Raw genomic sequence first — 25643 nt, forward strand, 5'->3', positions numbered from 1 at the left:
GCCGGGGGGAGGGGCCCTCGCTCCTGGAGTTCGTGGAGCGCGTCCTCGCGGAGCACTCAGGGACACGCGCCACCTGCGCGGGGACCTTCTTTGGTGGGGCGGAGCTCAACGCCCTCTATGATCAGCTTCAGGAGGCCACGCTCTTCTCCGGTGACCGCGCGTGGCGCCTCCGGCCCTGTTCGGAGCACGCGGAGATCCAAATCTCCATCGACAAGGATGGGCACAGGGTGACGCCGGTCCTGGCGCTGGTGGACCTCCCGGACGGCTCCGTGCTCGCGTGGCGGGACGGGCTGGGCAGCGGTCTCCAATGCGTCGTCCGGTTGGACGCGAGCCAACTGGTGCCCCTGCTGCGTCCCGAGATGGCTGGGATTGAGCTGGACTATTGGACGGTGACGGGGGGGCGGCCAGGGATGCGCCACTGGAGTGCCCAGCAGCCGGCCTCGGAGGTTCCTGTCGTGGGTACCTCTCTCGTGGCCGTGCTCACGCACGCGATGGAGCACGGCGGCTCCACCGACCTGCCTGTCTTGGAGATGCTGGGCGACCGACTGTTGCCCTGGGAGCTCCCGCGCAAGCAGCGGGAGCGCATCCATCCGCACCTGAAATGAATGGGTCATCTATAACCTGGTACACCTGGATAGGTGTTACTTATGACCCACTGAACAGGCGTGTCATCACGCCCATCCTCACGGGTTTGAAGGTCCGTAATCCAGGAACTGTGTCCGAGAATTGAAGTAAAGTTTGATATTTCCGCTATTGCTGGTTATTGTCGCATTGTGTCCAGCGCCCCCTCCCCCCTGATTCGCCGTGCGCAGTCCCTCCTCGATGCCCGCCACCTGGTGGAGGCTGGCGCACTGCGTCTTCCCATCGAGCCCACGCCCGTGCCCGCACGGCGTCACCGGAGCGTGCCCAAGGGTCCTCGGGTGATGCTCGTCTCGGAGGAGCCGCTCTTCCGGCTGGCCATGGGCCGCGAGCTGGCGTCAGACTTCGAGCTGGTCCCCACGTTGGGCATCGCGTCGGCGGACCGCCGGATGGACCTGGGCGTGGTGCCCGAGGCGGTGATCGTGGACCTGGACTCCGTGGAGCGAGCGGCCGTGCCGACCTTCCTGGCGCGGCTGGTGGACAGGGACCTGTCGGGGCCGCGCATCCTCGTGTCGTCCCACTTCCGTCCCGAGGTGGCGGCGGCCTACAGCGCCTCCAGCCTCACGCACTTCGCGCTGTCCCGCCCGTGGCGCCCGGGCGCGCTGCGCACGCTGGTGGAGTCCGTCATGGGGCTCTCCGGGCTGCGCGCCATGACGGTGGGGCGCTGAGGAACATGGCATGAGCCACGCGGCCACCTTCTCCGAGCGGCTGGTGGATGCGGGCCGGGGACTTCTCACCGGAGTCTCGAGCGCGTCGGTGGGCGTGGCCCGCAGCGTGGGCGTGGTGCTGAAGGCGATGGGCGGAGGCGTGGCGCAGTGCGCGCGCGGCCGGCCTCGCGAGGGACTGCCCCAGCTGGGCCAGGGCCTGACGCGCGTGGCGCAGCTCCCCGCGGACGCCGTGTTGATGGTGGGCGGGCGCGTGCTCAGCTCGGTGCAGGTGCTGGTCGGCCTGGAGCCGCCGGGCCGCCGCCTCTCGGCGGAGGAAATCGTCCGCTTGCGGCCTGTCTTCGGAGACAGCCTGGACTACGCGGCGGTGCGGGTGAAGGTCGGCCGGCTGGGCCTGCTGGGCCTCCCTGGGCGGGCCTTCGCGCACGGCAACACCGTCTTCGTTCCGCCTCGGAGCGGGGCCGTGGACTTCGGCCTGCTCGTCCACGAGCTGACGCACGTGTGGCAGCACCAGCACGGCGGCACGGCCTACCTGAGCGCCGCGCTGGCCGCGCAGTGGTCCGGCGATGGCTACGACTGGCGCAAGGGCGTGAGCCGCGAGAAGCGGTGGGCCCAGCTCAACCCCGAGCAACAGGCGCAGCTCATCGAGGACGCCGCCGTGGCCGGCCTCATCCCGGTCACCTCGCCGGTGTCCCCGCGCATGAAGCTCCGGGGCTGGTCCGACGCGGCGCTCGACCTGCTGGATGAGGCCGTGGTCTGCCTGCACGCGGGGCGCGGCGCGCCCTGAGCCCTCACAGCTTGGGCGGGGCCAGCGGGTCGTGCTCGGAGAGGAGCCGGGACACGCGCGCCTCGTCCAGCCGCGTGCCGAGCTGCTCCATCTCGTGCTGGTCGCGCACCGTCTTCGACAGGCTGAAGGTCGAGCCGACGGTGAAGAGCAGGCCCATGCCCAGGAAGGACTTCACCCAGATGTCCACGGGCAGGTTCCAGATGCCGACGGCCGTCACTCCGACGGAGAGGAAGAAGGAAAGCCAGGTCTGGGCGACCCAGGCGGGGCTGTGGGCAACGACGACCTTCGGCGTGGCGCGGGACATGGGGACTTCCTCCTCGTGGCGAGCCGTGCTCGCTGACAGGAAGAACGATGCGCCGTTCCACCGTAAAGCGCATGGAACTAATCCAAGCGCCGTTGATAACCTGGAGTGAATGATTCAGCTCCAGCGGCTCGAAGGCTTCTACCGGGTGGCTCGCGCGGAAGGGTACGCGCGCGCCGTGCCCACCTTCCCGTATCCGATTACGCAGCCGGGCATCCATCAGCAGGTGAAGCGGCTGGAGGCGGAGGTCGGCGTGCCGCTCTTCGAGCGCGTGGGCAAGGACCGCGTGGTGCTCACGCCCGAAGGCCGGGCGCTGTACGCGCACGTGGCGCCGTTCCTCGAAGGCCTGGACACCGTGGTGCAGTCGCTGCGCAAGGGCGAGGTGGGCGGCACGCTGCGCATTCATGCCTCCGGCCACGTGCTGCGGCACCTGCTGCCCGCGTGGCTGCGGAAGCTCCAGGCGAAGCGGCCGGACATCGAGGTCGCCCTCTTCGAGTCCAAGACGCCCGCGCTGGACGTGCTGCGCTCGGGCGACACGGACCTGGTGGTGGACCACCTGCCGGCGGTGCCCGATGACGTGGAGACGCGCGAGGTGGGGCGCACGCACCCCTTCCTCGTGCTGCCCGCGCACCACCCGCAGGCGAAGCGCCCGCGGGTGCGGCTGGAGCAGCTGCGCGACGACGCGTTCATCGCCTACAGCACGGACCGGTACCTGCGGGACTTGCAGCTCGCGGCGCTGGCCAGGGCGGGCGTCACCCCCAGGCGCCTGCACGCGGCGGACTCCTCGGAGACGATTCTGGGCTTCGTGGCCGCGGGGCTGGGCTTCTCGCTGCTGGCCTCGCTCCTGCCGGGGGGGCCGCGCGAAGCCGGCGTGGTGTCCAAGGCGCTGCCGGGCGCGGGCACGGGCTCCGTCCATGCCGCCTGGCGGAAGACGGCCGCGCGCAGCCCGCTCATCCAGGCCGCGTTGTCGCTGGCGCCCCGGCGCTGAGCCGCCGCGGGCGCTTGAACGCCAGCGGGGCCCCGTGCCCGCCTGGAAGGTCGGACGCGGAGCCCCGGAGGTGCTCGCTCAGCTGCGGGCGGGTGCTCAGCCCTGGTACTGGTGCACCGCCATGATGGGGTAGTTCATGCTGGAGATGGTGACGCGCTGCGAGCCATCCGAGTTGACGTTGTTGGAGCCGATGAACGTCGGCTTGCCGTCCTTCCAGCCCGCGAACATCACCACGTGCTGGCCGCCGTTGGTCTTCATGGAGACCACGTCACCCGGCTTCGCGTCCCTCAGGTCGATGCGCTTGAAGTTGGGGTCCCGGTCCAGCTTGGCCATCAGGCCCATCACGCTGTTGTCGTGCTGCGCGTCGGAAATCTGGCCCGACTGCTCCAGCACGGCGGACACGAAGTTGGCGCAGTTGACGTTGTTGGGGACCCAGTCCTCCATGTCCGCGCCCACGCCGTTCTTCTCCAGCTTCAGCGAGCTCGCGTTCTTGTTCAGGTGCTGCGACGCGATGTCGAAGGGGCTGCCCTTGGGGCCGCGGGTGCCGGGGCCGGAGCTGTTGGGGCCCTGCACGCCCTGCGCGCCGCCGCTGCTGCCACCGCCCGTGGCGCCACCCGCGCTGCCCGCGGAGCCGCTCTCGAAGGAGTCCCGCGAACCCGGGATGTTCAGCGACTTGCCGGCGTAGATGAGGTCCGCGTTCTTGATCTGCGGGTTCGCCTTCATCAGCGCGCTGACGCTGGTGTTGTGGCGCTGCGCCAGGTGGGAGAGCGTGTCGCCCGACTTGATGCGGTAGCTGCTCATGGGGGGCTCCGTGGGGGTGTGGAGCGGCGCTGGGGGCGTCGCATGTACGTCTTGCTCCTATTCTCGAAGGCTGAGACCCGGAGTTGCGTGCCTCTGGATTTTCAAGGCCAGCGCCCCGGAACCCCCCGTGATTCCAGCGGATTTTCCAAGAGGTGGGTCGAAAAACACTTCAAAAGGGCCTTGGGCGTCCGCGGAGGGTGCCAGCGTCGGTGCGCGGCCCTACCTTGGGCGACATGAGCGCGCCGTCCCGGAGATTGAACCTGGACTGGGTGCTGCCCTCGCTGGCGGTGGGGGGCCGCTTCCCCGTCGATACGGCGGAGCACCTCGCGGGGGCGCTGGGCATCCGCTGCGTGGTGGACGTGCGGGTGGAGGCCTGTGACGACGAGCACGTCCTGCGCGAGCACGGCATCACCTTGTTGCACCTGCCCACCGAGGACCTCCGGGCCATCCGGGGCGACCGGCTGGATGACGGCGTCGCGTGGGTGACGGAGCAACTGGCCCGGGGCCACAAAGTCTATATCCACTGTGAGCACGGGGTGGGGCGCAGCGCGCTGCTCGCCTTGTGCGTCCTGGTGGCGCTGGGGCATCCGCCGCTGGAGGCGCTGTCCCTGGCGAAGCGGCGGCGCTGGCAGGTGTCGCCCAGCACGGAGCAGCTGCGCACCTTCATGGCGTGGGCGGACGCCTGGCGCCAGCGTCACGCGGTGACGTGGGCTGTGCCCACGCTGGAGGCGCTGGCCGCCATTGCGCACAGCCATCTGACGCAGCCGCCACCCTCTTCCCGTGGGAATGAGGACTGAGGGAGCGCCGTGATGCTGGTGTCCGGAGAACATCCGCGAGAGGTGGACCCGACCGCGGAGGCGCGTGCGCTGGCCAGCGCCTGGTGGGAGGTGGACGCGCTGCCTCCGGGCCTGACGCGTCACTCGGCGCTGGTGTCGCTGCTCATCCGCGCGGGGGAGTGGGCGCAGGGCGTCCTGGACGCGGAGCAGGTGGTCCAGCAGGGCGAGGACGGCGACACGGTGCTGGCGCGGGCCTGCGAGTCCACGCTGCTGGCGCTGGGCCGCGCGGTGGTGGCGTCCTGGACGGACGGCTTCCGCGCGGACCTGTCGCAGGTGGGCAGCGCGCTGGAGGCGCTGGGGGGACTGGGGCTGCCGCAGCGGGTGCGGTGCAAGGTGCCTCGCGGGTACGCGTTTCAAGGCCTCTACCCGGAGCGCTACCTGGCGTCGGCGCGGGCGCTGCCAGCGCAGGGCGGTCCCTGGCGCGTCGTGGGCATTCGCGGCATCGGCACGGGGCTGGCGGGCGTGGTGGCCGCGGCGCTGGGCACCCAGGCGGTGTGCTTCGTCCGGCCTCGCGGGCATCCCTACCGGCGCACGTTGTCGCTGTCCCCCGAGCGGACCGCGCAGTGGGTGGACGAGGCACGCGCGGGTTACCGCTTCGTGGTGGTGGACGAGGGACCGGGGCGGTCCGGCTCGTCGTTCGGCGCGGTGGCCGAATTCCTGGAGGCGCATGGCGTGGCGCCTTCGTCCCTGTACTTCCTGCCGGGCCACGGCGGTGACGTGGGACCTCACGCAACGCCGAGGCACCGGGAGCTCTGGCGCCGTGCCCAGCGCGGCGTGGTGGACTTCGAGTCGGTGATGGTGACGCCGGCCGAGCCCTCCCATTCGCTCGCGAGCTGGGTGGAGGACGTGACGGGCACTGCGACCGCGCCGCTGGAGGACCTGGGCGCGGGTGGCTGGCGGAAGCACCTGCTGCACGACCTGCCGAAGGCGGCGTGGCCCCCGGTGCACCGTTGGCGTGAGCGCCGCAAGTACCTGCTGCGCGCGGGCGGCCGGCCGTGGCTGCTGAAGTTCGCGGGCCTGGGGGCCTATGGCGCGCGCGCCTATCTCCAGACGCGGGTGTTGGCGGACGCGGGCTTGGGTGTGCCTGTCTCGGGGCTCAAGCACGGCTTCCTGGTGCAGCCGTGGCTGGAGGAGGCGCGGCCCCTGAGCACGGTGGAGCGCGGGGGGGACCGCTGGGAGCTGGTGGCGCGCGTGGGGGCGTACCTGGGCTTCCGCTCGCGTCACTTCGGCCGGGTGGAGGATGGGTGCGGCGCCTCCTCGCGCGAGCTGTGGGAGATGGCTCGCTACAACACGGAGGTCGCGCTGGGACGCGAGGTGGCGCAGGCGCTCCATGTGTGGATTCCCCGGCTGGGCGCGCTGGAGCGGATGGTGCGCCGGACGGTGACGGACAACCGGATGCATGCGTGGGAGTGGCTGGTATTGCCCGGTGGCCGCGTGCTCAAGGCGGATGCGGTGGACCACCACCGGGCGCATGACCTGGTGGGCTGCCAGGACCTGTCCTGGGATTTGGCGGGCGCGGCGGTGGAGCTGTCGCTGGACGCGGAGGAGCTGGCCGCGCTCTGCGCCGTGGTGGAGCGCCACAAGGGCCGGCTCCCGCCCCAGGAGTTGCTGCGCTTCCACCGGCAGGCCTACCTGGCCTTCCAACTGGGGGACCATGCGCTGGCCGCCGCGTCCTACGACGCCCACGCGCCGGACGAGGCGGCCCGGCTGCGGCATGCCGCGGCTCGCTACGCGGAGCTGCTGCGTCGTGAGCTGGCCCAGACCAGCAGCCGTCCACTGACGGGCGGAGTGGGTGTGGGCGCGCAGATATAATGACGGGCAATCCCCTCGTTACTGTCGCCCCCCGACATCTGGCGGCCCGCGGATGCCGAGGCGCTTGAAGCGGGGCAGGGCTCCGCGCATGGTGCCGGGGTGAGCTCCATTCCTCATCCTGACTTCACGGCCGCGCGCTTCTCCCACTGTCCGGACGCGCGCTTCCAGCCGGCGCCCGCGGACGGCGTGCTGCCGGAGGGCTTCTTCACCACGACGAACCTGCCCACCTACGTGCGCGTGGGCGGCGCGTGGCGCATGCCGCGCGAGCCGCGCATGGACGGGGCGCTGGTGCTGGATGCGCAGGGGGAGCTGTGGATTCGCGAAGGCCGTCGCGTGCGGGCGGGCGAGCGCGTGGTGGTGGGATTCGCGGAGGACGGCAGCGAAGGCGTGTACGTGAACACCGCCTACCTCGCGGGTGAAGGCGAAGGCGAGTTCAAGTTCATGACGAGCGCGGTGTCTCGCGAGAAGCCCATCGACTACGCGCACATGGCCCGGGTGCTGGTGGACGAGCGCGAGCGCGGGGGCTACCCCATCTGGGTGACGGGGCCGGCGCTGGTGCATTCGCGGGCGCGCGCGGACATGACGTGGTTCGTCGCCCATGGCTTCGTGGGCGCGCTGCTGGCGGGCAACGCGGTGGCGGTGCACGACATCGAGGCCTCCATCTTCGGCACCACGCTGGGGATGAGCGGCTCGGGCGAGGCCACCTCGGGCGGCCACGGGCTGCACATGCGCGCCATCAACAAGGTGCGGGCGGCGGGCTCCATCGCCCAGGCGGTGGAGGCCGGGGTGATTACCAACGGCATCATGCACGCATGTGTGGTGCATGGCGTGCCCTTCGTGCTGACAGGCTCCATCCGTGACGACGGGCCGCTGCCGGACGTGGTGACGGACAACCTGGAGGCGCAGGTGGCCATGCGCGAGCACGCGGTGAAGGCCACCATGGCGGTGATGATCGCCACGGCGCTACATGCCATCGCCACCGGCAACATGCTGCCGGCGTTCGTCACGGAGCAGGACGGCTCGCTGCGGGAGCTGCCCACCATCTGCGTGGACTCGTCCGAGTTCGTGGTGAGCAAGCTGAAGGACCGCGGCACGCACCAGGCCTTCGGCGTGGTGACGAACGCGCAGGACTTCATGCATGTCCTGCGGCTGTACGTGGAGCGGGACCTGGCGGCGCGCGGGCTGCCGGTGCCGAAGTAGCGGGCGCCTCCCGGCCGCGACGGCGGGCCTGGCACCGGTGGCCAGGCGCGCGTCGGTGTCTCCGCGTCAGAACGACTCTTCCGGGACCTCCATCAGGTCCAGGTTGCCGTGCTCCACCATGCGGGTGGCGTGGGCGACGCCGGGCAGCACCTCGTGGCAGAACCAGCGGGCGCTGGCGAGCTTGCCCACGTAGAAGGCGTGGTCCCCGGGGTTGCTCTTCATGCGCTCCTGCGCGACCTCCGCGTGGCGCACCAGCAGCCAGCCGATGACGACCTCCGCGACGGCGGCCAGCACGCGGTTGCCCTGCAGGCCCACGTGGTAGACGGACTCGCCCAGCTTGCCCATCAGCGTGCCGAGCATCGTCTCCAGGTCGCCCAGCGCGCGGCCCAGCGCGGCGCGCTCGGCCTCCAGCCCCTCGCCGGTGCGCTCGGCCGTCTCGCGAATCTGGGACAGCAGGCCCTGGAGCGTCGCGCCGCCGTCACGCGCCACCTTGCGCATGAGCAGGTCGAGCGCCTGGATGTGCGTGGTGCCCTCGTAGAGCGTGTCGATTTTCTGGTCCCGGATGTACTGCTCCACCGGGTAGTCCTGCAGGTAGCCGGAGCCGCCGTGGACCTGGAGCGACAGCGCCAGCAGCTCGTAGGCCTTCTCCGAGCAGTAGCCCTTCACCAGCGGCAGCAGCATGTCGTTGAGCGTGTCCAGCTCGCCCGCCTCGGTGGCGCGGTGGCCGCCCTTGCGCTCCACGCCGTCCTGGATGAACGCGGTGTAGAGGCACAGCGCGCGCATGCCCTCCGCATGGGCCTTCTGCGCCATCAGCATGCGGCGCACGTCGGGGTGGCGGAAGATGGGCACGCGCGGCGCCGTCTTGTCCCGGGCCTGCATCAGGTCCGCGCCCTGGAGGCGGTCCTTGGAGAAGGCCAGCGCGCGGCCGTAGCCGGCGGACAGCGTGGCCATGGACTTCACGCCCACGGCCATGCGGGCCTGCTCGATGATGTAGAACATCTGCCGGATGCCGTCGTGGACCTCGCCCAGCAGCAGGCCGCGGCAGGGCTTCCCGTCGCCGAAGGTCATCTCACAGGTGACGGAGCCCTTCAGCCCCATCTTCTTCTCCAGCTTGGTGCACACCACGCCGTTGGCTTCACCCATGCTTCCGTCCTCGTTCACCCAGTACTTGGGCACGACGAACAGCGACAGGCCCTTGGTGCCCGGCGCCGCGCCCTCCGGACGCGCCAGCACCATGTGGATGATGTTCTCGGACATGTCCGAGTCACCGTTGGTGATGAAGCGCTTCACCCCTTCGATTTCCCAGACGTCGTCGGAGACGCGGCGGGCCTTGGTGCGGGCGGCGCCCACGTCACTGCCGGCGTCGGGCTCGGTGAGCACCATGGAGCCGCCCCAGCGGCGGTCCAGCATGTGCGGCAGGAAGCGCTGCTTCTGCGCGTCCGTGCCCAGCCGGTCGATGATGCGCGCCAGCAGGTTGCCCAGCGTGTAGAAGGCCAGCGAGGAGTTGGCGCCCACCAGCAGCTCGAACGCGGCCCAGCCCAGGGAGGGCGGCGCGCCCATGCCGCCCAGGTGCGGCGGCTGCTCCAGCAGGTGCATGCCCGCGTCGAAGAAGGCATTCATCGCCTTCTTGAGTCCCGGCGGCAGCGTCACCTCGCCATTCTCGAGCTTCGGCGGGTGGTGCTCCGGCTCCTCGTAGCTCTGGGCCAGCTCGTTGACGCTGAGCTGGGCGAACATCTGGAGCATCTGGCGCGCGGCCGTCTCGTCCAGGTCGCCAAACGGTGCGTGGCCCAGCGAGGCTCGGCCGATATCGAGGAACTCGAAGAGGTTGAACTCGATATCGCGCAGGTTGGGGACGTAGTGGTTCGAAGACGACATCTCGGGCTCCTCGCGGGGGTGGGGCCGCGAGGCTAACCCGAGATTGATTCGCGAGTCAGTGACTCTTGAGCTGCAGGGTGGGCACCGCGCCCTCGCCGAGGACGAGGTGCACCTGGCCCACCTTGGACGCGAGGTCCTTGTAGGCCTCCAGCTCCTTGAGGCGCACCAGCAGCGGGTTCTCCGCCAGCACCTTGGCCGTCTGCGCCATGGAGCGGGTGGCGGCCGTCTCCTCGCGCCGCATGATGACGTTGGCCTCCGCTTCCTTCTGCGCCTGGATGACGCGGTTGAGCAGCTCCTTCATCTCACCCGGGAGGACGACGTCCTTGATGCCGAAGCGCAGTAGCTCCAGGCCCACTGTGTGGGCGCGGTCCTTCACCTGGGTGAAGAGGCTTTCGGCCACGGCTTCGCGCGAGGCGAGCAGCTCATCCAGCGTGCGCTCCGACACGGCCTCTCGCGCGGCCAGCTGCATGGCCAGGTAGAGGACGTCATCCGGTGCGCGGGACACGACGGCGAGCCGGCGCGCGTCCGAGACGCGGAAGGCCGCTGACAGGTTGAGGCGCAGCGTGACGCGGTCCTTCGTCATCACCTCCTGGCCGGTGACGTGGAGCAGGCGCTCGCGCAGGTCGATGACGGCCAGCTGCACCTTGCGGGCGACGGTCCACGCGGCGTGGCGGCCCGGGGGAAGCTCGGCGTCCAGCACGCCCTCCACGTAGCGGAGCACGACGGTGCCCTCGGTGGCGGTGGCCTCCGTGTAGTCGCCGGCGGGGACCAGGGCGCGCACGTCGTCACGCAGGGGCGTGGTGGTGACACCCGAGGTGTCCACGCGCTCCACGCGCACGGTGGGCGCGCTGGGCGTCAGGTCGCGGCTGGGGAGGCGCTCCACCGTCCACACCTGGTGCAGGCCCCGGCCGAGCCACCGCACGGGGCGGCCCTTGTGGAAGAGGATGGCGCGCTCGTCGGCGCCGAGCTCGATGACTTGCAGGTCCGTCTCCGGCACGAGGGCCAGGAGGGCCGGGTCGAGCTGGGCGAGCGGCTGCTCGGTGCTCACTCGCACCAGCCGCACCTTCTGGAAGGGGTGGAGCAGCCAGTGCCGGCCGGGGACGAGGTATTGCTTCGGCTTCTCGTCCACCAGCACGAAGGCCCGTTCGTTCTGCCCGACATCCACACGCATGATGCTCATCGCGCACCTCCTTTCCCCCGCCGGGGGAGCTTGAAGAACCGGGACGTTTCCGTGCGCGTTGTCGCGCGTGTCCCGGGCACTGCTGAAAAGTGAGGGCCCCACCGTTCACGGACCGGTGAGCGCGGACTGCCTGTCCTGGCCGCTTCCTGGCAACTCGCGCCCGCGCGCCGGGCAGCTTCCGCGGACGGCGGCAGGGGCTTCCGCTGAATGCTCGGAAGGGGGCCTGTCGCCCTGGCGGAAGGCCGGGCATCGCGGTGGGAGGAGTGGGAGCGGTGGACTCGCGCTCAAGTCAGCTCGCGGCGGAGCCCTCTGGATTGAACGAAGGAATCGAACCTTCTCCGCAGGATTGGGACCTGTGCTCTACCAGTGAGCTAGTTCGGAGCAGGCGCGGCTGGCGCCTGTTCCTTGTTGGACCTGACGGAGGCCCGGCCGGGCGGTCCGACGCGAGGAAATCACTGCGAGCGATGGACCCGGGGACGCCCCCTCCGGAACCTGGGTGCAGCGCACCCACGTCAAGAGCCGGGAGCCCGGGGACAGCCCCGTGACACCTCTGGATTCCGCCGGGGCTGAGGGACGGGGGACGGCGGCTGGCCTGACAGTGGGGAGCGCGTCTCCGGCATGTCTCTGTGGACCGAATGCGTGCTGGAATGGATGAGTCGGCGCGCCGCATCGGGATTGTGGAGTCGGAACGCGAAAGCCGGACGTGTTCATCACTTTTGAAAGGAGTGAACCGTTGCGTCATCCCACTCTGGCCCTCGTGGGCATTGCGCTGGCGCAGTTCCTGTTTGCTTGTGCCTCAGGACCGAAAGCCGCATTGCCGCCCGGTCATGGTACTTCCTATGTCGAGGGTCCCCACGCGGGAGACTCCGGGCCCGTTAGCGCTTTTCTGCCCTTGGAGTGGGATGCGCTTGCCTGGGAGGAGGCGGAGCCTCTCGCTGTACGGCCCATGCGGCGGGGGGGTGGTGGGCCGATGCGTCGGCCACCGGCGCTCAATCCACGGCCAACTCCCGGTCAGGCACAGCGCGCCGCGCGTCGTGGTGCGGACCACGCGGTGGTGGCTCAAGCGCGGCATCTTTACGTGCAGCGACTCAAGGCCGCTCAAGATGCCTACCCGAACAGCACCGGGTATGAGAACCATCACTTCATCCCATTGTATCTGGGCGGTGCGAGCAACGGACAGACGTACCGTCTGCCGACTGCCTACCACAAGGCCGTGACTCAGCAGTTTCGGCGTGTTTGGCCGTATGGCCAGGGTCGGCGACCCACCCCGCAGGAGCTTCAAAAGCTTCTCCTGGCGGTCTACTCCGAGTATCCCATCCCTCAGTTGATTGGCATCACGCCCTGACCATGCGAGAGACCATCGAATTCAGAATCGCCGAGCGGGATGCGCGCATGCACCTCGACCCCGGGCTGGGCGTCTCGCTAGGGGGCTCCATCCGTAAGGTGGTGTTGCCTGTCGATGATGCGCGGGTAGGGCGAATCGCGCAGCTTCATCGGGCCTATGGAGAACGTGGCGACGCGTTCTTCCTGTCGTGGAATCTCCACCGGAGCTACACCGAGAAGGAACTCCGTGCCGCGGAGCTTCTCAACCTCATTGTTCGCGCGCGGTTCGAGCCGACAGGCGCCATGTGTGGAACGACCTATGACGAGTCCTCTACGTGCAGGCACTGCGGTGCGGGCGCTCGGCAAGCATCCGACCTGGTTCTCGACACCCGGCGTATTCCGAAGAGCAAGGACATCGCACAAACCATCGCGGGTGAGGTGGTGGTGTCCTCCCGATTCGCGACGGCATTCCGCGAGAGCGGCCTGCGAGGTGCGGAGTTGCGCCCCGTGCTCCATCAAGGGCGAGGAAAACCACTGTCCTCAGACTGGTTGCAGCTCATCGTGACGTCGAAGCCTCGGAGCTTGAGCACACGAACGGTGGCGGGGAACAACCCGTTCGACCTCGACGAGGATGACGCGTTCCGATGCCCGCTGGGGCACATCGCGGGGCTCAATCAAATCTCGGAGCTGTACGTTGAACGGTCCAGCCTCGACGACGCCGACGTTGCGGTGACCGACAAGCTGTTCGGCGACCGGCGTGGTGAGCTGAGGCCGGAGCCGCGCTTGCTCATTTCCCCTCGTCTCCGAGACGCACTGCAGGCGCTGCCTGCCCAGGGCTATGCACTGGAGGCCGCCCACTTCGTGTGAAGGGGCGGCCGTTCTTCGTGCGACTTCACTTCACGTCGTCAGCGTCCTGGGGCACCAGGGGGATGGGCGCCTTCGCGGTCTGCTGCGCGGGCGTCGCCAGGATGGCCTCCTCCGGCTCGGTGGGCAGGAAGGAGGGTTCAGGCTTCATCGGCGTGCACTCGGCCGCGGTCTGGACGCCGGTCCGCTTCTTCCCCGAGGACGCGCGCGACGGATTCGCCTTCGCCAGCGTCGCCGAAGACAGCTCGCACATGGGCGGCGTGTCCGTGTCGATGATGGGCTTCATCACCCTCGGCGGCGGCGCGGTCTGTGTCCCCTGGGACGACGAGCTCCGCCGCGCCGAGGACGACACGTCACCCCGGAGCGCCGCGTCGCTGCGCTGCGTGGAGTCAGTCTGGGTGTTCGCCAGTCCCTCGCTGCTGGACGTGGAGGTGGCCGTCGCTACCGCCGAGGGTGCGGGCTTCTTCGCCGCTTCCCCCAGCGCCTCCGCGAGCAGGTTGTTGCTCTCATGCATCTGGTCGCGCGCCCGCTCCATGCTGGCGTCGTGACGCGTGAGCTGCTCCGTGAGGGTGGCCTGGTGCTGGTTGCGCTCCTGCTCGATGCTCGCCTTCAGCGTGTCCCGCTCCCGCGCCACCTCGCTCAGCCGCTGCTCCAGCGCGCCCTTCTCCGTGTTGAGGATGGTCTCCGCCCGGGCCATACAGGCCGCGAGGACCTTCTCCTCGGCCTCCCGCTCCGGCAGGGATTCGCTCCGGTTCCACGCCATCAGCGCGCTGCTCTGCCAGCGGTAGTCCGTGTGCATCACGCACTCCTGCACCAGCCGCGTGAGCCGGTCCTCGGACCAGACGGGCACGGGCCGGGCGCAGGGCCCCACTTCCTCCTTGAGCGTGGAGGGGAAGGCCCGGGTCTGCTTCACCCAGCAACTGTCCCGCTGCTCCATCCGCACTGACGTACACGCGCTCGCCACCATCGCGAGCGACACCGCAGCCACAAGCCTCATGTCTCCCTCCGTCCCCTGCGCCCACCGGCCCGTGCTTCTCCGCGGGACGGTAGGGACGGCACGGAGCCGCGCCCATGTCCGTGAACCCTGGCGCCGTGTGGGAATGTCCGGGGACGGACCCTCATCGGCAGGCAGGCGAGCGTGGGACGACCCACCACGGTGCGTTGGCCAACGCTCCTGCCCGCGCGGGCGAGGCACTGTCACCCTGCTCGCGCCTGACCGGTTGCCGTCCGTCGCGGCTTCAGCGGAGCAGCGCTTCCGTGTGGCTCAGCAGCTCCGGCCCACCGGGCTGTCCGTGCCCCGGGACCACGACGCGAGCCTCTGGAAACCGCTGTCGCGTCCGCGAGAGGCTCGCGGGCCAGGCCACCACGTCCGCGTCCTCCACGTTGCCCAGGTTCGTCGCGGCGCCGTCCTTCACGAAGCAGCCGCCGAACAGCACCCCGCTGTCCTTGTGCCACACGACGATGTTGTCCTTCGCGTGGCCGGCCCCGGGGAAGAAGAGCTCCAGTGAGCCCACCGTGCGCGTGTCGGCGAAGGTCTCCGTGGGGCCCGGCCGGCCCTGGGACGTGGCAATCCGTGCCGTCTCCGCCAAGCCATGGACGGGGATGCCGTGAGGGACGAGCGCCGGAACACCGCCGAGGCGATCCTCGTGGAAGTGCGTCACCACCGCAGTGCGGACCGGACGCCGAAGCGTGTCCCGGGCCCAGTCGAGCAGCAGCGCGCCCTGCCGTGCATCCCAGCCCGTGTCGACCAACAAGGACGTTTCACCGTCCTCGATGATGAGCCCGTTGGTGGAGACGCGGCCGAATGGCTCCAACGTCACCACCGTGACGTGCAACCACACGCCAGGCGCGAGCTTCCGCACGCTCACGTCATCCGCCAGCACGTACGCGTCCGGACCCTGCGCCTTCGCGGGGACACTCCGCTCCACCGCCGCGGCGGGTGGGGTTCGGGTGCAGGCGGTGCTCAGCGCGAGCAGGGCAGTGGCACAAAGCCAGCGAGGAGGAAGCAGCGTCATCGTCAAAGAGCCTCGGCAGCGGCGATGCCGCGTCGGAGTGGAGGGATTCGAGCGGCCCCGGTTGTACCGAATCAGTGCGTCTCGGAGAGATGGGATGTGGCGAGCCAGCCCTTGCCGTCGAACCGGTAGATCCAGGTGGCGTTCCCCTCACCCCAGTCGACCAAGCCCTGTCCCGGAGGCAGGGACGCGTCATTGGAGACGTAGCGCTGAAGGCAGCTCAACTTGCGCGGCAGCGTCTGGACGTCCCTCATGTGCCCGCCCCGCGTGAAGAGCACCTGCACGGGGACAGACCCATTGCACGAGTAGCCCTCGCCCGGAAAGGCGTAGTCCTGCTCACCGTCCTGGTCGAAGTCACCCGGCACGCACGGCCATCCGCGCTCTCTCAGGACCTCCAGGTCCACGCCCACCTCCACGAGGTGGGGCGCTGCGTCTCCGACGGTGCCCTTGCACAGGCACCGGAAGTTCGTCTCCGGGTCGCAGCCCTCCTCCACGAGCGCCACCGCCACCCGTTGCGGCGTCGCCTCGCCACGGAGGGGCGCTTCCGTACAACCCACTGCCACTGCCAGCACAGACGCCCCGATGTAGGTCCAACGCAGCTGATTCACGTGTCGATGCCTCCTGGGAGGGCGCCAGTGCAAGCCCCGTGCACACCTTGGAATGGCCGGTTCGTGGTCCTCAGGCAACGAAAGCGCGGCCCCAGAGCCACACGCTCAGCGCCGCTCCACCTCCCACCAGCCGAACCACATGGTCCGCTGCTCCGTGAGCTGGACCCAGCCGGGCGCATGCGCGTACGCGCGAGGGAGCAGCCCCGCCGCCGTGACGGCCCGAGCGGTCTCCTCGAACGAGTACAGGTGCAGCGTCACCGCCGGCCCCGCCGTCTGAATGGGCTGCACGGGCGCTTCGTGCCCCTCCAACCCCGGCCGCCGCTCCAGCACGGTGAAGAGCAGCTTGCCGCCCGGCTCCAGCGCCTCCGCGAGGTGCTTCAGCACGCGGGGCAGGTCGTCGCAGAAGTCCAGGCAGCCGATGGCGAGCGCGACGGTGAAGCGGCCCCATTCGGAAGGAATCGGCTGGTGGTAGCTGTGCGCATGCCACGCGCCACCGGGCCTCGCCGTCCGGGCCAGCGCGAGCATCTCCTCGGAGAGGTCGGTGCCGACCACGGCGATGGAGGCGTCCAGGCCCCGGGTGTGAAGCCCCGGTCCGCACCCCACGTCGAGCACGCGGGCGCCGGGCGCAATCACCGCCGCGAGGAAGCGCTCCACCCGCTCCTCGTACCGGTGCAGCGCGGGGAAGAGCGCCTCGTAGGCCGAGGCAATCTCCCCGTACACCTGCTTCACGCCCGCTTCCTGCGCATCCCGCGACACGGTTCCTCCGGCGCGTGCGAGCGCCCTGGCGGCGAGTTGCCGCGCTCAGGCGCTCGCTCCGGCACCGGCGTGCCGCACCCGCCGAGGAAGGCCTCGGCGGGGAACCCTAACATGCAGCGTCTGCCTCAGTCCGTGACGTCCGTGACCTGCCGGAACACCGCGAGCGAGCGGCCGATGAGCTCGAACGTCGCGCCCTTCACCGGCTCCGGTCCCCGGTTGTCGTCGGTGGTGCAGAGCTCCAGCTCCCACCGCTGCCCCTGCGCGGCGGGCGGCAGCTTGTACGTCACCGGCTCATGGTGCGAGTTGAGCAGCACCAGCAGCGCGTCACCGATGATGCGCTGCCCGCGCTCGTCCGGCGTGGGGATGGCGTCGCCGCCCAGGAGGAACGCCAGCGAGCGCACGAAGGGCTTCTCCCAGTCCTCCGCCTTCATCTCCGTTCCATCCGGCCGGAACCACGTCAGGTCCTTGTGCTCGGAGTCCCACAGGTGCTGGCCCTTGAAGAAGCGGCGGCGCTGGAGCACCGGCTGGCGGTGGCGGAAGTGGATGAGCTTCCGCGTGAACTCCAGCAGCTTCTGCCGCCGCTCATCCAGGTTCCAGTCCACCCACGACAGCGCGTTGTCCTGGCAGTACGCGTTGTTGTTGCCGCCCTGCGTGCGGCCCATCTCGTCACCCGCGACAATCATCGGGATGCCGGTGGACAGGAAGAGCGAGGCCAGCAGGTTGCGCTTCTGCCGCTCGCGCAGGGCGATGACGTCCGCGTTGTCCGTTTCACCCTCCACGCCGCAGTTCCACGACTGGTTGTCGTCCGCGCCGTCGCGGTTGTGCTCGCCGTTGGCCTCGTTGTGCTTGTGGCTGTACGTCACCAGGTCGTGCAGCGTGAAGCCGTCATGCGCGGTGACGAAGTTGATGCTCGCCTGGGGCCGGCGGCGCGCCTCCGCGTACAGGTCCGCGTTGCCCGTGAGCCGGTAGCCCATCTCACTGGCGAGGTTCTCATCGCCCTTCCAGTAGCGGCGCAGCCCGTCCCGGTACTTGCCGTTCCACTCGCGCCAGGGCGAAGGGAAGCCGCCCACCTGGTAGCCGCCGAGGCCCACGTCCCAGGGCTCGGCGATGAGCTTCACGCGGCCCAGCACCGGGTCCTGGTGGAGAATCTGGAACAGCGCCGCGTTGTGGTCGAACGCGCCTTCACCCGTGCGGCCCAGCACCGTGGCCAGGTCGAAGCGGAACCCGTCCACGTGCATCTCCGTCACCCAGTAGCGGAGGCTGTCGATGATGAGCCGCGCCGCCTGCGGGTTGGACGCGTTGACGCTGTTGCCGCACCCGGTGAAGTCCAGGTAGTGACGCCCGTCCGGCATCAGCCAGTAGTAGCTCGCGTTGTCGATGCCCTTGAGCGACAGCGTGGGCCCCAGGTGATTGCCCTCGCAGGTGTGGTTGTAGACGACGTCGAGGATGACCTCGATGCCCGCGGCGTGCAGGTCCCTCACCATCCCCTTGAACTCGGCGACGGCGGCGCCGGGCGTCTTGCGGCTGGCGTAGTACTGCTCCGGCGCGAAGTACCCCAGCGTGTTGTAGCCCCAGAAGTTGGACAGCTGCTTGTCGTCCAGGAACGAGTCGTCCGCGAAGGCATGCACCGGCAGCAGCTCCACCGACGTGACGCCCAGCTTCTGCAGGTGCTCGATGACGGGCGGGCAGGCCAGGCCCGCGTAGGTGCCGCGCAGGTGTTCGGGCACGCCGGGGTGGCGCATGGTGAGGCCGCGCACGTGGGCCTCGTACAGCACCGTCTTGCGCCAGCTGATGTCCGGGCGCCGGTCATTGCCCCAGTCGAAGAAGTCGCTCACCACCACGGACTTGGGCACGCCCGCCGCGCTGTCGCGTTCGTCGCGCGCCAGGTCCTGCTGCGCGTGCCCCAGCGGATAGCCGAACACCGGCTGGCGCCAGTCCACGTCGCCGTAGAGCGCCTTGGCGTAGGGGTCCACCAGCAGCTTGTGCGGATTGCAGCGGTGGCCCTTCGCGGGCTCATACGGGCCATGGACGCGCAGTCCGTAGAGCGTGCCCGGCTCCAGGCCCGGCACGTAGCCGTGGTGCACGAAGTCCGTGGACTCCGGCAGGTCGAACCGTTCGATTTCGCGCGTCGGGTCCGCGGGGTCGAACAGGCAGACCTCCACGCGGGTCGCGACCTGGGAGTAGACGGCGAAGTTGACCCCAGAACCATCGAAGGTGGCGCCACGAGGCCAGGGCTTGCCCGGCCAGACTTCCCTACTCATTGCAGGCTCTCGATTCTGATGGAAAGGCCCGCCCAATGTGGGATGGCCCCTCTGGGCTGGCAAGCGTCACGCGGCGGCAGCGTGGTCCAGTGAGCGCCAGGTCCCCAGCGCCCAGTCCTGCTCGTCCGGGTCGTCGAAGCTCACCACGCACAGGGCGCGGCGCTTGCCCGAGCTGCACAAGGCGGTCAGCCGGCACTCGCCCGGCTCCACGCGGAGCGAGGCCCGTCCGCTGACCCGCACGCCGTGGTGCTCCAGGTCCATGGCCCGGCGCTCCATGAAGGACGGCATGAGGCCATTGGCGCCGCCGTCCTCCAAGGGGACGAAGCGCACGCTGCGCCGGTGGTCCCGCGCCACCCACGTCCCATCCTGCAGGTGCGCCTCCGCGAGCGACCCGGGGATGCGAATCTCCCAGCCCGCTGGCAGCGCCACCTGGACCTCGCCGCGCCGGTAGCCCAGGGGTGGGCCGCCGGGGGCCTGCGAGGCGCGCCGGTGGACTTCCTCGGCCAGGGTGCCGCCCACGCCCAGGAAGCCGAGCACCTCCTGCCACTCTCGCCAGGGGTAGGGCAGCGAGGGGTCCTCGCGCCAGGCCTGCTCCAGCAGGCGGGCCACGTCGCGCAGCAGGTGGCGCTCGTCGTCCAGCAGCGGTGGGCGCCAGACCACGTCCGTCCACAAGCGGCACCGCGCGCGGTTGAGCCGCATGCGCGCGTCGATGCCCGGCGTCCACCAGGGGAACACGTCGATGCCGCGGCGCGGGTCCTCGTACACGTCCACCAGCCAGCGCGCGTCGCGGGGCCCCAGCGGCGTGAGCAGCGCGCCGGGATATTCGAAGGTGTGGCCGAAGCGCATGGACAGCGCGAAGCCGGACTCGCCGTGGCTTCGCATGCGCAGCACCCGCCCCACGGCCTCCTGGAGCGACGCCAGCATGTGCACGTCCACGGGCCCGGCGTCTCCCGTGTGGAAGTAGCCGGTGGGGTCGCCGCCCTTCACGGCCGCGCGTTCCCCCGCCCAGGCGATGCCGAGCGCGTCACCCAGGGCCCTCAGCGTTTCACAGAGGAAGCGGTGGTAGCCGGGGCCCACGGCGGAGGTCTCCGCGGACACGGAGACGTGGGCGCCCGAGGTGGCCACCAGCGCGACCTCGCCCGCCGCCGGGTGCAGCCGCAGCCGGAGCGTGGGGGCGCCCAGGGGGCCGGTGCCCAGGACGGCGCTTTCGAGCAGCTCGCCGTGGTGCTCGTGGAACCAAGACGACATCCGCTGGAGCCAGGGGATGGGGCCCTCGGGAGGGGAGAACAGGTGTTCGCTTCCCCGCCGCCTGCCGGCCAATGCCAACTTCACGCTCATCTCATCCCACCCCGCTTCTGAACCGTGGTTCAGGTTCTGTTCACTATTTCAGCGTGGCTCTCCTCGAAGGTGCCACTGACGGGCAGTGGCTGCCCGCTCGTCCTCAACGTGGTCACGCACGGCAGGCGTGGGTGCATCCATACGGCGGGCCGTGTGCGGGCAACCATCCAAAGTCATCAGCAACCGTTCAGGCAGGGGGCCCGCTGCCAGGTGCCCTTTTGAGAGGGTGTCCCCAGGTTGGAGGAAAGGAGGCCGCCATGAGCAAGAAGGACGTGTTGCACATTCCACCTGAAGCCGTACCCACCGCGCCTGACCGGAACGCAGACACCGAGGACGCGCAGCGCTCGCCGCGCGGCAGTCCGCCCGCGCTGCAGCCGGAGGGTGGTCCCGCCGGCACGCCGGGGACGGGTGGCAGCCAACGCATCATCGAGCCGGTGAAGTCACCGCAGCCGAATCCGGGCTTCAGCGTGAGCTGAGTCCGTCGCTGACGACACACAGGGCGATGCCCGCGGCACGGTCGCCGCGGGCATCGTCTTTTTCGCCGTCGTGTCTCGCGCCACAAAGGGCAATGCCCGCGGCACGGTCGCCGCGGGCATCGTCTTGCCGCCGTGAAGTGCGGGCCGGCCTAGCGCGTCGAGTCCGTCTCCGGGAGCGGCGTGGGCGGCGTCATCCGGGTGTCCGGCTCCATCATGCCGCTGCCGCCGGTGCCCGGCTCCAGCGTGGAGTCGTCATCCGCCTCCAGGTCCTCGGGGTCCGAGGTGTCGAGCGGCTCGACGTCCCCCGCGCCGCCAGTGCCCGGCTCGCTGCTCATGTCCGGGTCCAGGTTCGGGTCCACTTCCGTGCCGGTGCCCGGGTTCAGCGTCGGGTCCGCGTTGGGGTCCATGCTGTTCGGGTCCACGGTCTCCGACTCCGGCGACAGGGCCGGGTCATCCATGCCCGTGCCGCCCGTGCCAGGTGGTGTCGTGGTGTCCGTGCTGGTGTCCGTACTGGTGCCGGTGTTCGGGTCACTCATCGTGCCCATGCCGCTGGTGTCCGGGGTGTCCGTCGTTTCTCGGGTCGCGCCCGAGTCGGACTTACAGGCGGTGCCAAAGGCGAGGGCACCGGCGGCGAGAGAGGCAAGGACGGCCTTCGTCTTGAGGAACTTCGTCATGGTTCGTTCTCCGGTCAGTGGCTGTCTGGCTGCTGCTGGCCGGGAACGTGAGCAGCCGATGAGCGGTCTGCTAGAGGCCCCTCCCATGGCCGCCTGCTCTCCAGGCGGCGGCGGGAATGAGACGCGGGGGCGGCTTGATAAACGCGCAGTGTCCTTCAGTCGGCGCTGTTGGGGCCCACCAGCCGCGGCCGGTCGTCTCCCCGGTTGCCCTGCGCGCGCTTGCGGAGCGAGTCACGCCAGTTCGGCGTCAGCAGGGGACACTCCGCCAGCAGCGCGGCGTCCTCCGGCGCGTGGCCGTGCATGGCGTGGTGGGCGAAGGCGACGGTGAAGGTGGGGAAGGGCCGCTCGAGCAACGCCACCGCGTCGCCCTCCTGGACGGGCCCTTCCTCCAGCACGCGGTAGTACCAGCCGGTGCGGCCGGTCTGCTGGAGCAGCAGCGACAGGTCGCGCTGTCCCCAGCGGCGCGCGGGCTTCCAGCAGGGCTGGCGAGGCTGGGACACCTGCACGCGTGCGCCGCCCACGCGCAGCACGTCTCCGATGCAGACGTCCGCCTCCGTGCCCTGGGAGAACACCCAGTTCTCACCGAAGGCACCGGGGCCGACGTCGTCTCGCGCCAGGCGTTCGCGCCAGAAGTCGTAGTGCGTGACGGGGTAGGCGAGGACCGCCTTCTCCGGACCGCCATGGACCTTGCGGTCCGCCTGGCCATCTCCGGCGAGCCCCGTGCGTGACAGCCACACCGGGCCTGTCACCGGCTCCTTGAAGATGGCGCTGGTCCAGGGCCGCTCCAGCGGGGAGGTGGCACCGGCCACGCCCAGCTCCCGGGGCAGGCCCACTCGCAGCGACAACAGGCGCGTCACGAGGGTCTCCATGCCCGTGGGACAAAGCAGGCGCGGACGTGCCTGTCCAGCACGGCAACGCCCCATCAGCGACACCGCGAGGCCCGCGGTGCCGGATGGGGCGCTGCTTCAGGGTGACGCCGCGCGGGGCTAGAAGCCGGTGCCCGCGTCGTTCAGGACGCCGGAGGGCGCGGGGACGGTGTTGGACGTCCCGGTGCCCGTCGGGGCGTCGAGCTCGGGCGTGGTGCCGATGCCCGGCGTGGGCAGCACCCCGGAGCCGCCCGTGCCCGCGTCCGCGCTGTAGGGCGTGGTGCCGGGGACGGTGGACGTGGCGCCCTCCGCGCCCGTGTCGTAGGGCGTGGTGCCGGAGCCGCCCGTGCCCGGCGTCGTCGTGGACGTTCCCGGCGGCAGGGTGTTGGGGTTCGTCGCCGGGGGCAGGGTGTTGGGGTTGGTGTTCGTCGAGCCCGTGCCCGGCGTGGTGTTGCCCGGCGCGGTGCCCGGCGTCACCGTCTGTCCGGTGGACGGGTCCACCTGCGCCACCTGCACCGGCGCCTCCGTCGCGCTACACGCGGTTCCCAACGCCAGGGTGCCCGCCAGTGCTCCGGCCCACATCCAACCCCGCTTCATCTGCTTCGCCATGTTGCTCCCTCCTTCGTGGGTGTGTGTTTCAGCTTGCGTGCGTGGGCTCGCCGCGCCCCGAGCGACGCGGCGGCTCCGGTTTCTGTGATTCCTTTCGGGCGGGATGGCGCTTCAGCCTGCGCTCCGACAGCACCAGCAGCAGGGCCGGGAAGGCCACCAGCATGATGAGGAGGTTGGTGGCGAAGCCCAGATTGGCAAGTGCGCCAATGGAGTTGAGGCCCGGGTGGTCGGCGAGGAAGAGCGCGCCGAAGCCCATCGCGCTGGTCAGCAAGCCGCCGCAGATGGCCTTCCCCGTCTCCGAATACACCGACACGAAGTCATGACCCGGTGACGACAAGCGCGTCAGCAGGTGCACGCCCGCGTCCACCGTCGTTCCGATGAGAATCGGGATGACGAGGATGTTGAGGTAGTTGAACTCCAGCCCCAGCAGCGGCATCAGCCCCAGCAGCGCCACCAGGGACAGCACGGTGGGTGCCATGCACAGCAGCGCGATGCGCAGGCCGCCCAGCGTCAGCCACATGGCCAGCAGCACCGCCAGCGTGGTGACTCCGAGGATGCGCGGCGCCTCGTGCGTCACCATGTCCAGGATGTCCGCCAGCACCATGGACTCGCCGGCCGCGGAGACGCGCGAGCCGTCCGGTGTCCCCGCGCCGCGAACCTCCCGCGCCAGCGTGCGGACCGCCATCCCGTCCGACTGTTCCACGGACGGGTAGACCATGACGAAGCTCCCCGGCGTGCCCTGCCGGCCCAGGAACTGTTGCTGGACGCTCGGCGGCAGGTCGTCACGGGTGAAGGGCGGTGCGGCCGCCTGCCTGCGCAGCGACGCCACCTGCGCCCGTTGCCGGGCCTCCAGCCCGTCCTCCGGGACGCGCTCCAGCAGCCGCGAGATGTCCTGGAGGACGCGCTGCTTGCGCGGCTGGTCCTCGGGCACCAGCGAGGACAGCGAGGCCACGAAGTCGATGGTGGAGTCCTTGCCCCGCTCGCGTTGCCGCGCGTGGAGCCGCTCCACCATCGCCTGTTCCTCCTCGGGCGACCGGGTGAGCACCACCACCGGGCTCTGCGAATAGCCGATGAGCCGGTTGACCTCGCGGTCCAGCGTGAAGGACGGCAGGTCCTGGTCCTCCAGCGAGCCGAAGTCGAAGTCGAAGCGCACGCGCCCCGTCTGGCTCAGCAGCCCCAGCAGCAGCACGGCGGACACGGCCGTGACGACGTACCGGCGGCGCAGCAGCAGGTGGCCCATGGGCGCGCGCGCGGTGGTGACGGAGGCGCGCCGGGGCGTCCACCCCCAGCGCGAGGCCAGGCCCAGCAGCGCGGGCAGCACCAGCACGTAGGCGGCGATGAGCACCCCCATGCCCACGCCCGCGATGACGCCGAACTCACGGAACGCGCGGAAGCGCGAGGTGCCCAGCACGAAGAAGGTGAGCGCCGCCACCAACGCGGAGACGAGCGCCGCGCCGCCGGTGTGCGTGAAGGACGCGCGCGTGGCGGATTCGGAGGCGTGGCCTTCGCCGCGCAGGTGCAGGTAGCGTCCCAGCAGGTGGATGCCGTGCTCCAGGCCCAGGCCTCCGAGGATGGCGCCCAGGAAGCCCGTCAGGAGGTTGACCTCGCCGTAGACGAGCGCCACCAGGCCATATGTCCACGCCAGCCCCACGCCCACGGGCGTCAGCACCAGCCCCACCGCCAGCGCGCTGCGGAAGTGGAAGAGGAGGTAGAGCAGCATCAGCGTGGTGGCCACCGCCGAGGCCACGCCGATGTCGCGCGCAATCTGCCGCTGCTGGTCCAGCTTCTTCTGGAAGGTGCCGGTGATGTCCACCTTGAAGCCGGCCCCGTACTTGGACAGGTCCTGCGCGGCGAGCAGCCCGCGCACCTCGTCCGTCACCTTGCGCGAGAAGCCCAGGTCCGCGGACGTGGTGTCCGGCTTGGCCAACAGCACGATGCGGCGCTGGCCCTCATCCAGGTAGTAGTCCCCCTCGCGGGTGGACAGCCGCTGCCCGGCGCCGCCCGCGTACTTCGCCTCCAGGTCGGAGAAGTCCAGGGACGGCGGCTCCTCCTCCACCAGCGGCACGTAGAGCGGGTTGGCCCGCTGCTGTTCCCATTGGAGGCGCGCCTCCAGGCGGCGGTGCACCTCTCGCAAGTCCGCTTCCGACAGGAAGTACAGGGCCCGGTCGCGGAAGAAGGCGCCGGGGCGCTGCGACTCGACGAAGCGGATGCCGGGCAAGGCCTCCAGCTTGGGGGTCAGGTCCTCCGCGAAGCGCTTCAGGGACTCGGGGTCCGCGCCTTCGCCCACCACCGCCACCCAGCCGAGCGCGCCGAAGCGGCGCTCCAGCTCCCGCAAGTCCTGCACGCTCTCGAAGGAGGACGGCAGCAGGTCCACCAGGTTGGCGTTGAGGTGCAGGCCGCGCGCGAAGAGGCCACCCACGGCGGCCAGCACCAGCGCCAGCAGCAGCGCCACCACCGGACGCCGGTGGTTGTGCGCGGCCATCGCGCCCAGCGCGCGCTCCACGCGCCCCATCCACCGCGACTCGCCCGGAGGAGTCGTGTCGTTCGGATGCGGTCCCATCATCGGCCCGCGGCCACCACCCGCGGCCCCGGTCCTCCCGGTCGCGCGGAGGGCGGAGCGGCTTCCCCTCCCTCGTGTGCTCGCACGCGCGAGCCCGTGTCGCCGGGGAACGTGACCACGGTGGGGGTGCGATGCAGGCGTCCACGCCTGCTTGTCTGCCCACCAGGGAGGGACAGCGAACAGCGCGCATGGCGTCCATTCAACCCGCCGTA

Annotated in this window: 22 protein-coding genes, 1 tRNA gene and 1 pseudogene; 9 read left to right on the plus strand and 15 right to left on the minus strand. The window is 70.3% G+C overall.

The features are described 5' to 3' along the window. The 3 genes and pseudogenes from G4D87_RS00280 to G4D87_RS00290 form a co-directional block, all read left to right on the plus strand. Positions 1–605 (plus strand): annotated as a pseudogene (locus tag G4D87_RS00280) (DUF4419 domain-containing protein); the annotation flags it as partial. 297 nt (positions 606–902) lie between these two features. Continuing rightward, positions 903–1307 (plus strand): hypothetical protein, encoded by a 405-nt coding sequence (locus G4D87_RS00285; RefSeq protein WP_240357889.1) that lies wholly within the window; start codon positions 903–905, stop codon positions 1305–1307. A 10-nt stretch (positions 1308–1317) separates the two neighbouring features. Further along, on the plus strand, positions 1318–2091 hold the full coding sequence (locus G4D87_RS00290; protein WP_163777091.1) for a DUF4157 domain-containing protein: 774 nt from the start codon (positions 1318–1320) through the stop codon (positions 2089–2091). 4 nt (positions 2092–2095) lie between these two features. On the opposite strand, the gene G4D87_RS00295 is transcribed toward G4D87_RS00290, so the two are convergent. Beyond that, the gene (locus G4D87_RS00295) at positions 2096–2395 is read right to left on the minus strand and encodes a YiaA/YiaB family inner membrane protein (protein WP_163777094.1); all 300 of its coding nucleotides are present in this window, start codon (positions 2393–2395) and stop codon (positions 2096–2098) included. A 109-nt stretch (positions 2396–2504) separates the two neighbouring features. Between G4D87_RS00295 and G4D87_RS00300 the strand changes: the two genes are divergently transcribed. Beyond that, positions 2505–3380: a LysR family transcriptional regulator gene (locus G4D87_RS00300; protein ID WP_163777096.1), complete on the plus strand. Its 876-nt coding sequence runs from the start codon at positions 2505–2507 to the stop codon at positions 3378–3380. Between the two features lie 96 nt (positions 3381–3476). Here the strand turns inward: G4D87_RS00300 and G4D87_RS00305 are convergent, their stop codons facing one another. After that, positions 3477–4181: a C40 family peptidase gene (locus G4D87_RS00305; RefSeq protein ID WP_176409903.1), complete on the minus strand. Its 705-nt coding sequence runs from the start codon at positions 4179–4181 to the stop codon at positions 3477–3479. A gap of 233 nt (positions 4182–4414) precedes the next feature. Between G4D87_RS00305 and G4D87_RS00310 the strand changes: the two genes are divergently transcribed. The 3 genes from G4D87_RS00310 (at position 4415) to G4D87_RS00320 (ending at position 8029) form a co-directional block, all read left to right on the plus strand. Continuing rightward, entirely contained in the window at positions 4415–4978 is a 564-nt protein-coding gene (locus tag G4D87_RS00310) for a protein-tyrosine phosphatase family protein (protein ID WP_240357890.1), read from the plus strand. A gap of 12 nt (positions 4979–4990) precedes the next feature. Then, positions 4991–6829, plus strand: coding sequence for a hypothetical protein (locus tag G4D87_RS39155; protein ID WP_240357896.1), 1839 nt, complete (start codon positions 4991–4993; stop codon positions 6827–6829). 99 nt (positions 6830–6928) lie between these two features. Then, positions 6929–8029, plus strand: coding sequence for a putative NPN-dependent ornithine cyclodeaminase (locus tag G4D87_RS00320; protein ID WP_163777101.1), 1101 nt, complete (start codon positions 6929–6931; stop codon positions 8027–8029). Between the two features lie 66 nt (positions 8030–8095). On the opposite strand, the gene G4D87_RS00325 is transcribed toward G4D87_RS00320, so the two are convergent. The 3 genes from G4D87_RS00325 to G4D87_RS00335 all read right to left on the minus strand — a co-directional run bounded on the left by G4D87_RS00325 (position 8096) and on the right by G4D87_RS00335 (position 11463). Further along, the gene (locus G4D87_RS00325) at positions 8096–9904 is read right to left on the minus strand and encodes an acyl-CoA dehydrogenase (RefSeq protein WP_163777103.1); all 1809 of its coding nucleotides are present in this window, start codon (positions 9902–9904) and stop codon (positions 8096–8098) included. Between the two features lie 55 nt (positions 9905–9959). Beyond that, a complete protein-coding gene (locus tag G4D87_RS00330) occupies positions 9960–11084 on the minus strand; it encodes a slipin family protein (RefSeq protein WP_163777105.1) in 1125 nt (374 codons plus the stop codon). A gap of 314 nt (positions 11085–11398) precedes the next feature. Beyond that, a tRNA-OTHER gene (locus G4D87_RS00335) sits at positions 11399–11463 on the minus strand. Between the two features lie 968 nt (positions 11464–12431). Here G4D87_RS00335 and G4D87_RS00340 point away from each other — a divergent pair. After that, on the plus strand, positions 12432–13274 hold the full coding sequence (locus G4D87_RS00340; protein WP_163777107.1) for a hypothetical protein: 843 nt from the start codon (positions 12432–12434) through the stop codon (positions 13272–13274). Between the two features lie 25 nt (positions 13275–13299). Here the strand turns inward: G4D87_RS00340 and G4D87_RS00345 are convergent, their stop codons facing one another. The 6 genes from G4D87_RS00345 to G4D87_RS00370 all read right to left on the minus strand — a co-directional run bounded on the left by G4D87_RS00345 (position 13300) and on the right by G4D87_RS00370 (position 20246). Then, positions 13300–14268: a hypothetical protein gene (locus tag G4D87_RS00345; protein WP_240357891.1), complete on the minus strand. Its 969-nt coding sequence runs from the start codon at positions 14266–14268 to the stop codon at positions 13300–13302. A 241-nt stretch (positions 14269–14509) separates the two neighbouring features. Next, entirely contained in the window at positions 14510–15286 is a 777-nt protein-coding gene (gene blaMYX, locus G4D87_RS00350; protein WP_163777109.1) for an MYX family subclass B1 metallo-beta-lactamase, read from the minus strand. A gap of 71 nt (positions 15287–15357) precedes the next feature. After that, positions 15358–15891: a hypothetical protein gene (locus G4D87_RS00355; RefSeq protein ID WP_163777111.1), complete on the minus strand. Its 534-nt coding sequence runs from the start codon at positions 15889–15891 to the stop codon at positions 15358–15360. Positions 15892–15996: 105 nt separating this feature from the next. Further along, positions 15997–16647 carry a class I SAM-dependent DNA methyltransferase gene (locus tag G4D87_RS00360; RefSeq protein WP_163777113.1) on the minus strand — a complete coding sequence of 217 codons (651 nt, stop codon included), beginning with the start codon at positions 16645–16647 and terminating at the stop codon, positions 15997–15999. Between the two features lie 125 nt (positions 16648–16772). Beyond that, a complete protein-coding gene (gene glgX, locus G4D87_RS00365) occupies positions 16773–18908 on the minus strand; it encodes a glycogen debranching protein GlgX (protein ID WP_163777115.1) in 2136 nt (711 codons plus the stop codon). Between the two features lie 66 nt (positions 18909–18974). Beyond that, the gene (locus tag G4D87_RS00370) at positions 18975–20246 is read right to left on the minus strand and encodes a hypothetical protein (protein WP_163777117.1); all 1272 of its coding nucleotides are present in this window, start codon (positions 20244–20246) and stop codon (positions 18975–18977) included. A 257-nt stretch (positions 20247–20503) separates the two neighbouring features. On the opposite strand from G4D87_RS00370, the gene G4D87_RS00375 reads away from it, so the two are divergent. After that, positions 20504–20722, plus strand: coding sequence for a hypothetical protein (locus tag G4D87_RS00375; protein ID WP_240357892.1), 219 nt, complete (start codon positions 20504–20506; stop codon positions 20720–20722). 149 nt (positions 20723–20871) lie between these two features. On the opposite strand, the gene G4D87_RS00380 is transcribed toward G4D87_RS00375, so the two are convergent. The 4 genes from G4D87_RS00380 to G4D87_RS00395 all read right to left on the minus strand — a co-directional run bounded on the left by G4D87_RS00380 (position 20872) and on the right by G4D87_RS00395 (position 25434). Next, a complete protein-coding gene (locus G4D87_RS00380) occupies positions 20872–21396 on the minus strand; it encodes a hypothetical protein (RefSeq protein ID WP_205507352.1) in 525 nt (174 codons plus the stop codon). A gap of 155 nt (positions 21397–21551) precedes the next feature. After that, entirely contained in the window at positions 21552–22265 is a 714-nt protein-coding gene (locus G4D87_RS00385) for an MOSC domain-containing protein (RefSeq protein WP_163777121.1), read from the minus strand. Between the two features lie 117 nt (positions 22266–22382). Then, positions 22383–22871 (minus strand): Erp protein, encoded by a 489-nt coding sequence (locus tag G4D87_RS00390; protein ID WP_163777123.1) that lies wholly within the window; start codon positions 22869–22871, stop codon positions 22383–22385. A gap of 28 nt (positions 22872–22899) precedes the next feature. After that, positions 22900–25434, minus strand: coding sequence for an efflux RND transporter permease subunit (locus G4D87_RS00395; RefSeq protein ID WP_371928466.1), 2535 nt, complete (start codon positions 25432–25434; stop codon positions 22900–22902). Positions 25435–25643 lie beyond the last annotated feature (209 nt).

The organism is Myxococcus vastator, assembly GCF_010894475.1.
In the GTDB taxonomy this organism is placed as follows: domain Bacteria; phylum Myxococcota; class Myxococcia; order Myxococcales; family Myxococcaceae; genus Myxococcus; species Myxococcus vastator.

Excerpts from the sequence above, each read along its gene's own strand:
- G4D87_RS00380 (WP_205507352.1), bottom strand. The coding sequence starts at position 21,396 with ATGACGAAGTTCCTCAAGACGAAGGCCGTCCTTGCCTCTCTCGCCGCC.
- G4D87_RS00290 (WP_163777091.1), top strand. The coding sequence starts at position 1,318 with ATGAGCCACGCGGCCACCTTCTCCGAGCGGCTGGTGGATGCGGGCCGG.
- G4D87_RS00375 (WP_240357892.1), top strand. The coding sequence starts at position 20,504 with ATGAGCAAGAAGGACGTGTTGCACATTCCACCTGAAGCCGTACCCACC.
- blaMYX (WP_163777109.1), bottom strand. The coding sequence starts at position 15,286 with ATGACGCTGCTTCCTCCTCGCTGGCTTTGTGCCACTGCCCTGCTCGCG.
- glgX (WP_163777115.1), bottom strand. The coding sequence starts at position 18,908 with ATGAGTAGGGAAGTCTGGCCGGGCAAGCCCTGGCCTCGTGGCGCCACC.
- G4D87_RS00295 (WP_163777094.1), bottom strand. The coding sequence starts at position 2,395 with ATGTCCCGCGCCACGCCGAAGGTCGTCGTTGCCCACAGCCCCGCCTGG.
- G4D87_RS00300 (WP_163777096.1), top strand. The coding sequence starts at position 2,505 with ATGATTCAGCTCCAGCGGCTCGAAGGCTTCTACCGGGTGGCTCGCGCG.
- G4D87_RS00370 (WP_163777117.1), bottom strand. The coding sequence starts at position 20,246 with ATGAGCGTGAAGTTGGCATTGGCCGGCAGGCGGCGGGGAAGCGAACAC.
- G4D87_RS00385 (WP_163777121.1), bottom strand. The coding sequence starts at position 22,265 with ATGGAGACCCTCGTGACGCGCCTGTTGTCGCTGCGAGTGGGCCTGCCC.
- G4D87_RS00325 (WP_163777103.1), bottom strand. The coding sequence starts at position 9,904 with ATGTCGTCTTCGAACCACTACGTCCCCAACCTGCGCGATATCGAGTTC.
- G4D87_RS00330 (WP_163777105.1), bottom strand. The coding sequence starts at position 11,084 with ATGAGCATCATGCGTGTGGATGTCGGGCAGAACGAACGGGCCTTCGTG.
- G4D87_RS39155 (WP_240357896.1), top strand. The coding sequence starts at position 4,991 with ATGCTGGTGTCCGGAGAACATCCGCGAGAGGTGGACCCGACCGCGGAG.
- G4D87_RS00395 (WP_371928466.1), bottom strand. The coding sequence starts at position 25,434 with ATGATGGGACCGCATCCGAACGACACGACTCCTCCGGGCGAGTCGCGG.
- G4D87_RS00310 (WP_240357890.1), top strand. The coding sequence starts at position 4,415 with ATGAGCGCGCCGTCCCGGAGATTGAACCTGGACTGGGTGCTGCCCTCG.
- G4D87_RS00390 (WP_163777123.1), bottom strand. The coding sequence starts at position 22,871 with ATGGCGAAGCAGATGAAGCGGGGTTGGATGTGGGCCGGAGCACTGGCG.
- G4D87_RS00305 (WP_176409903.1), bottom strand. The coding sequence starts at position 4,181 with ATGAGCAGCTACCGCATCAAGTCGGGCGACACGCTCTCCCACCTGGCG.
- G4D87_RS00345 (WP_240357891.1), bottom strand. The coding sequence starts at position 14,268 with ATGAGGCTTGTGGCTGCGGTGTCGCTCGCGATGGTGGCGAGCGCGTGT.
- G4D87_RS00340 (WP_163777107.1), top strand. The coding sequence starts at position 12,432 with ATGCGAGAGACCATCGAATTCAGAATCGCCGAGCGGGATGCGCGCATG.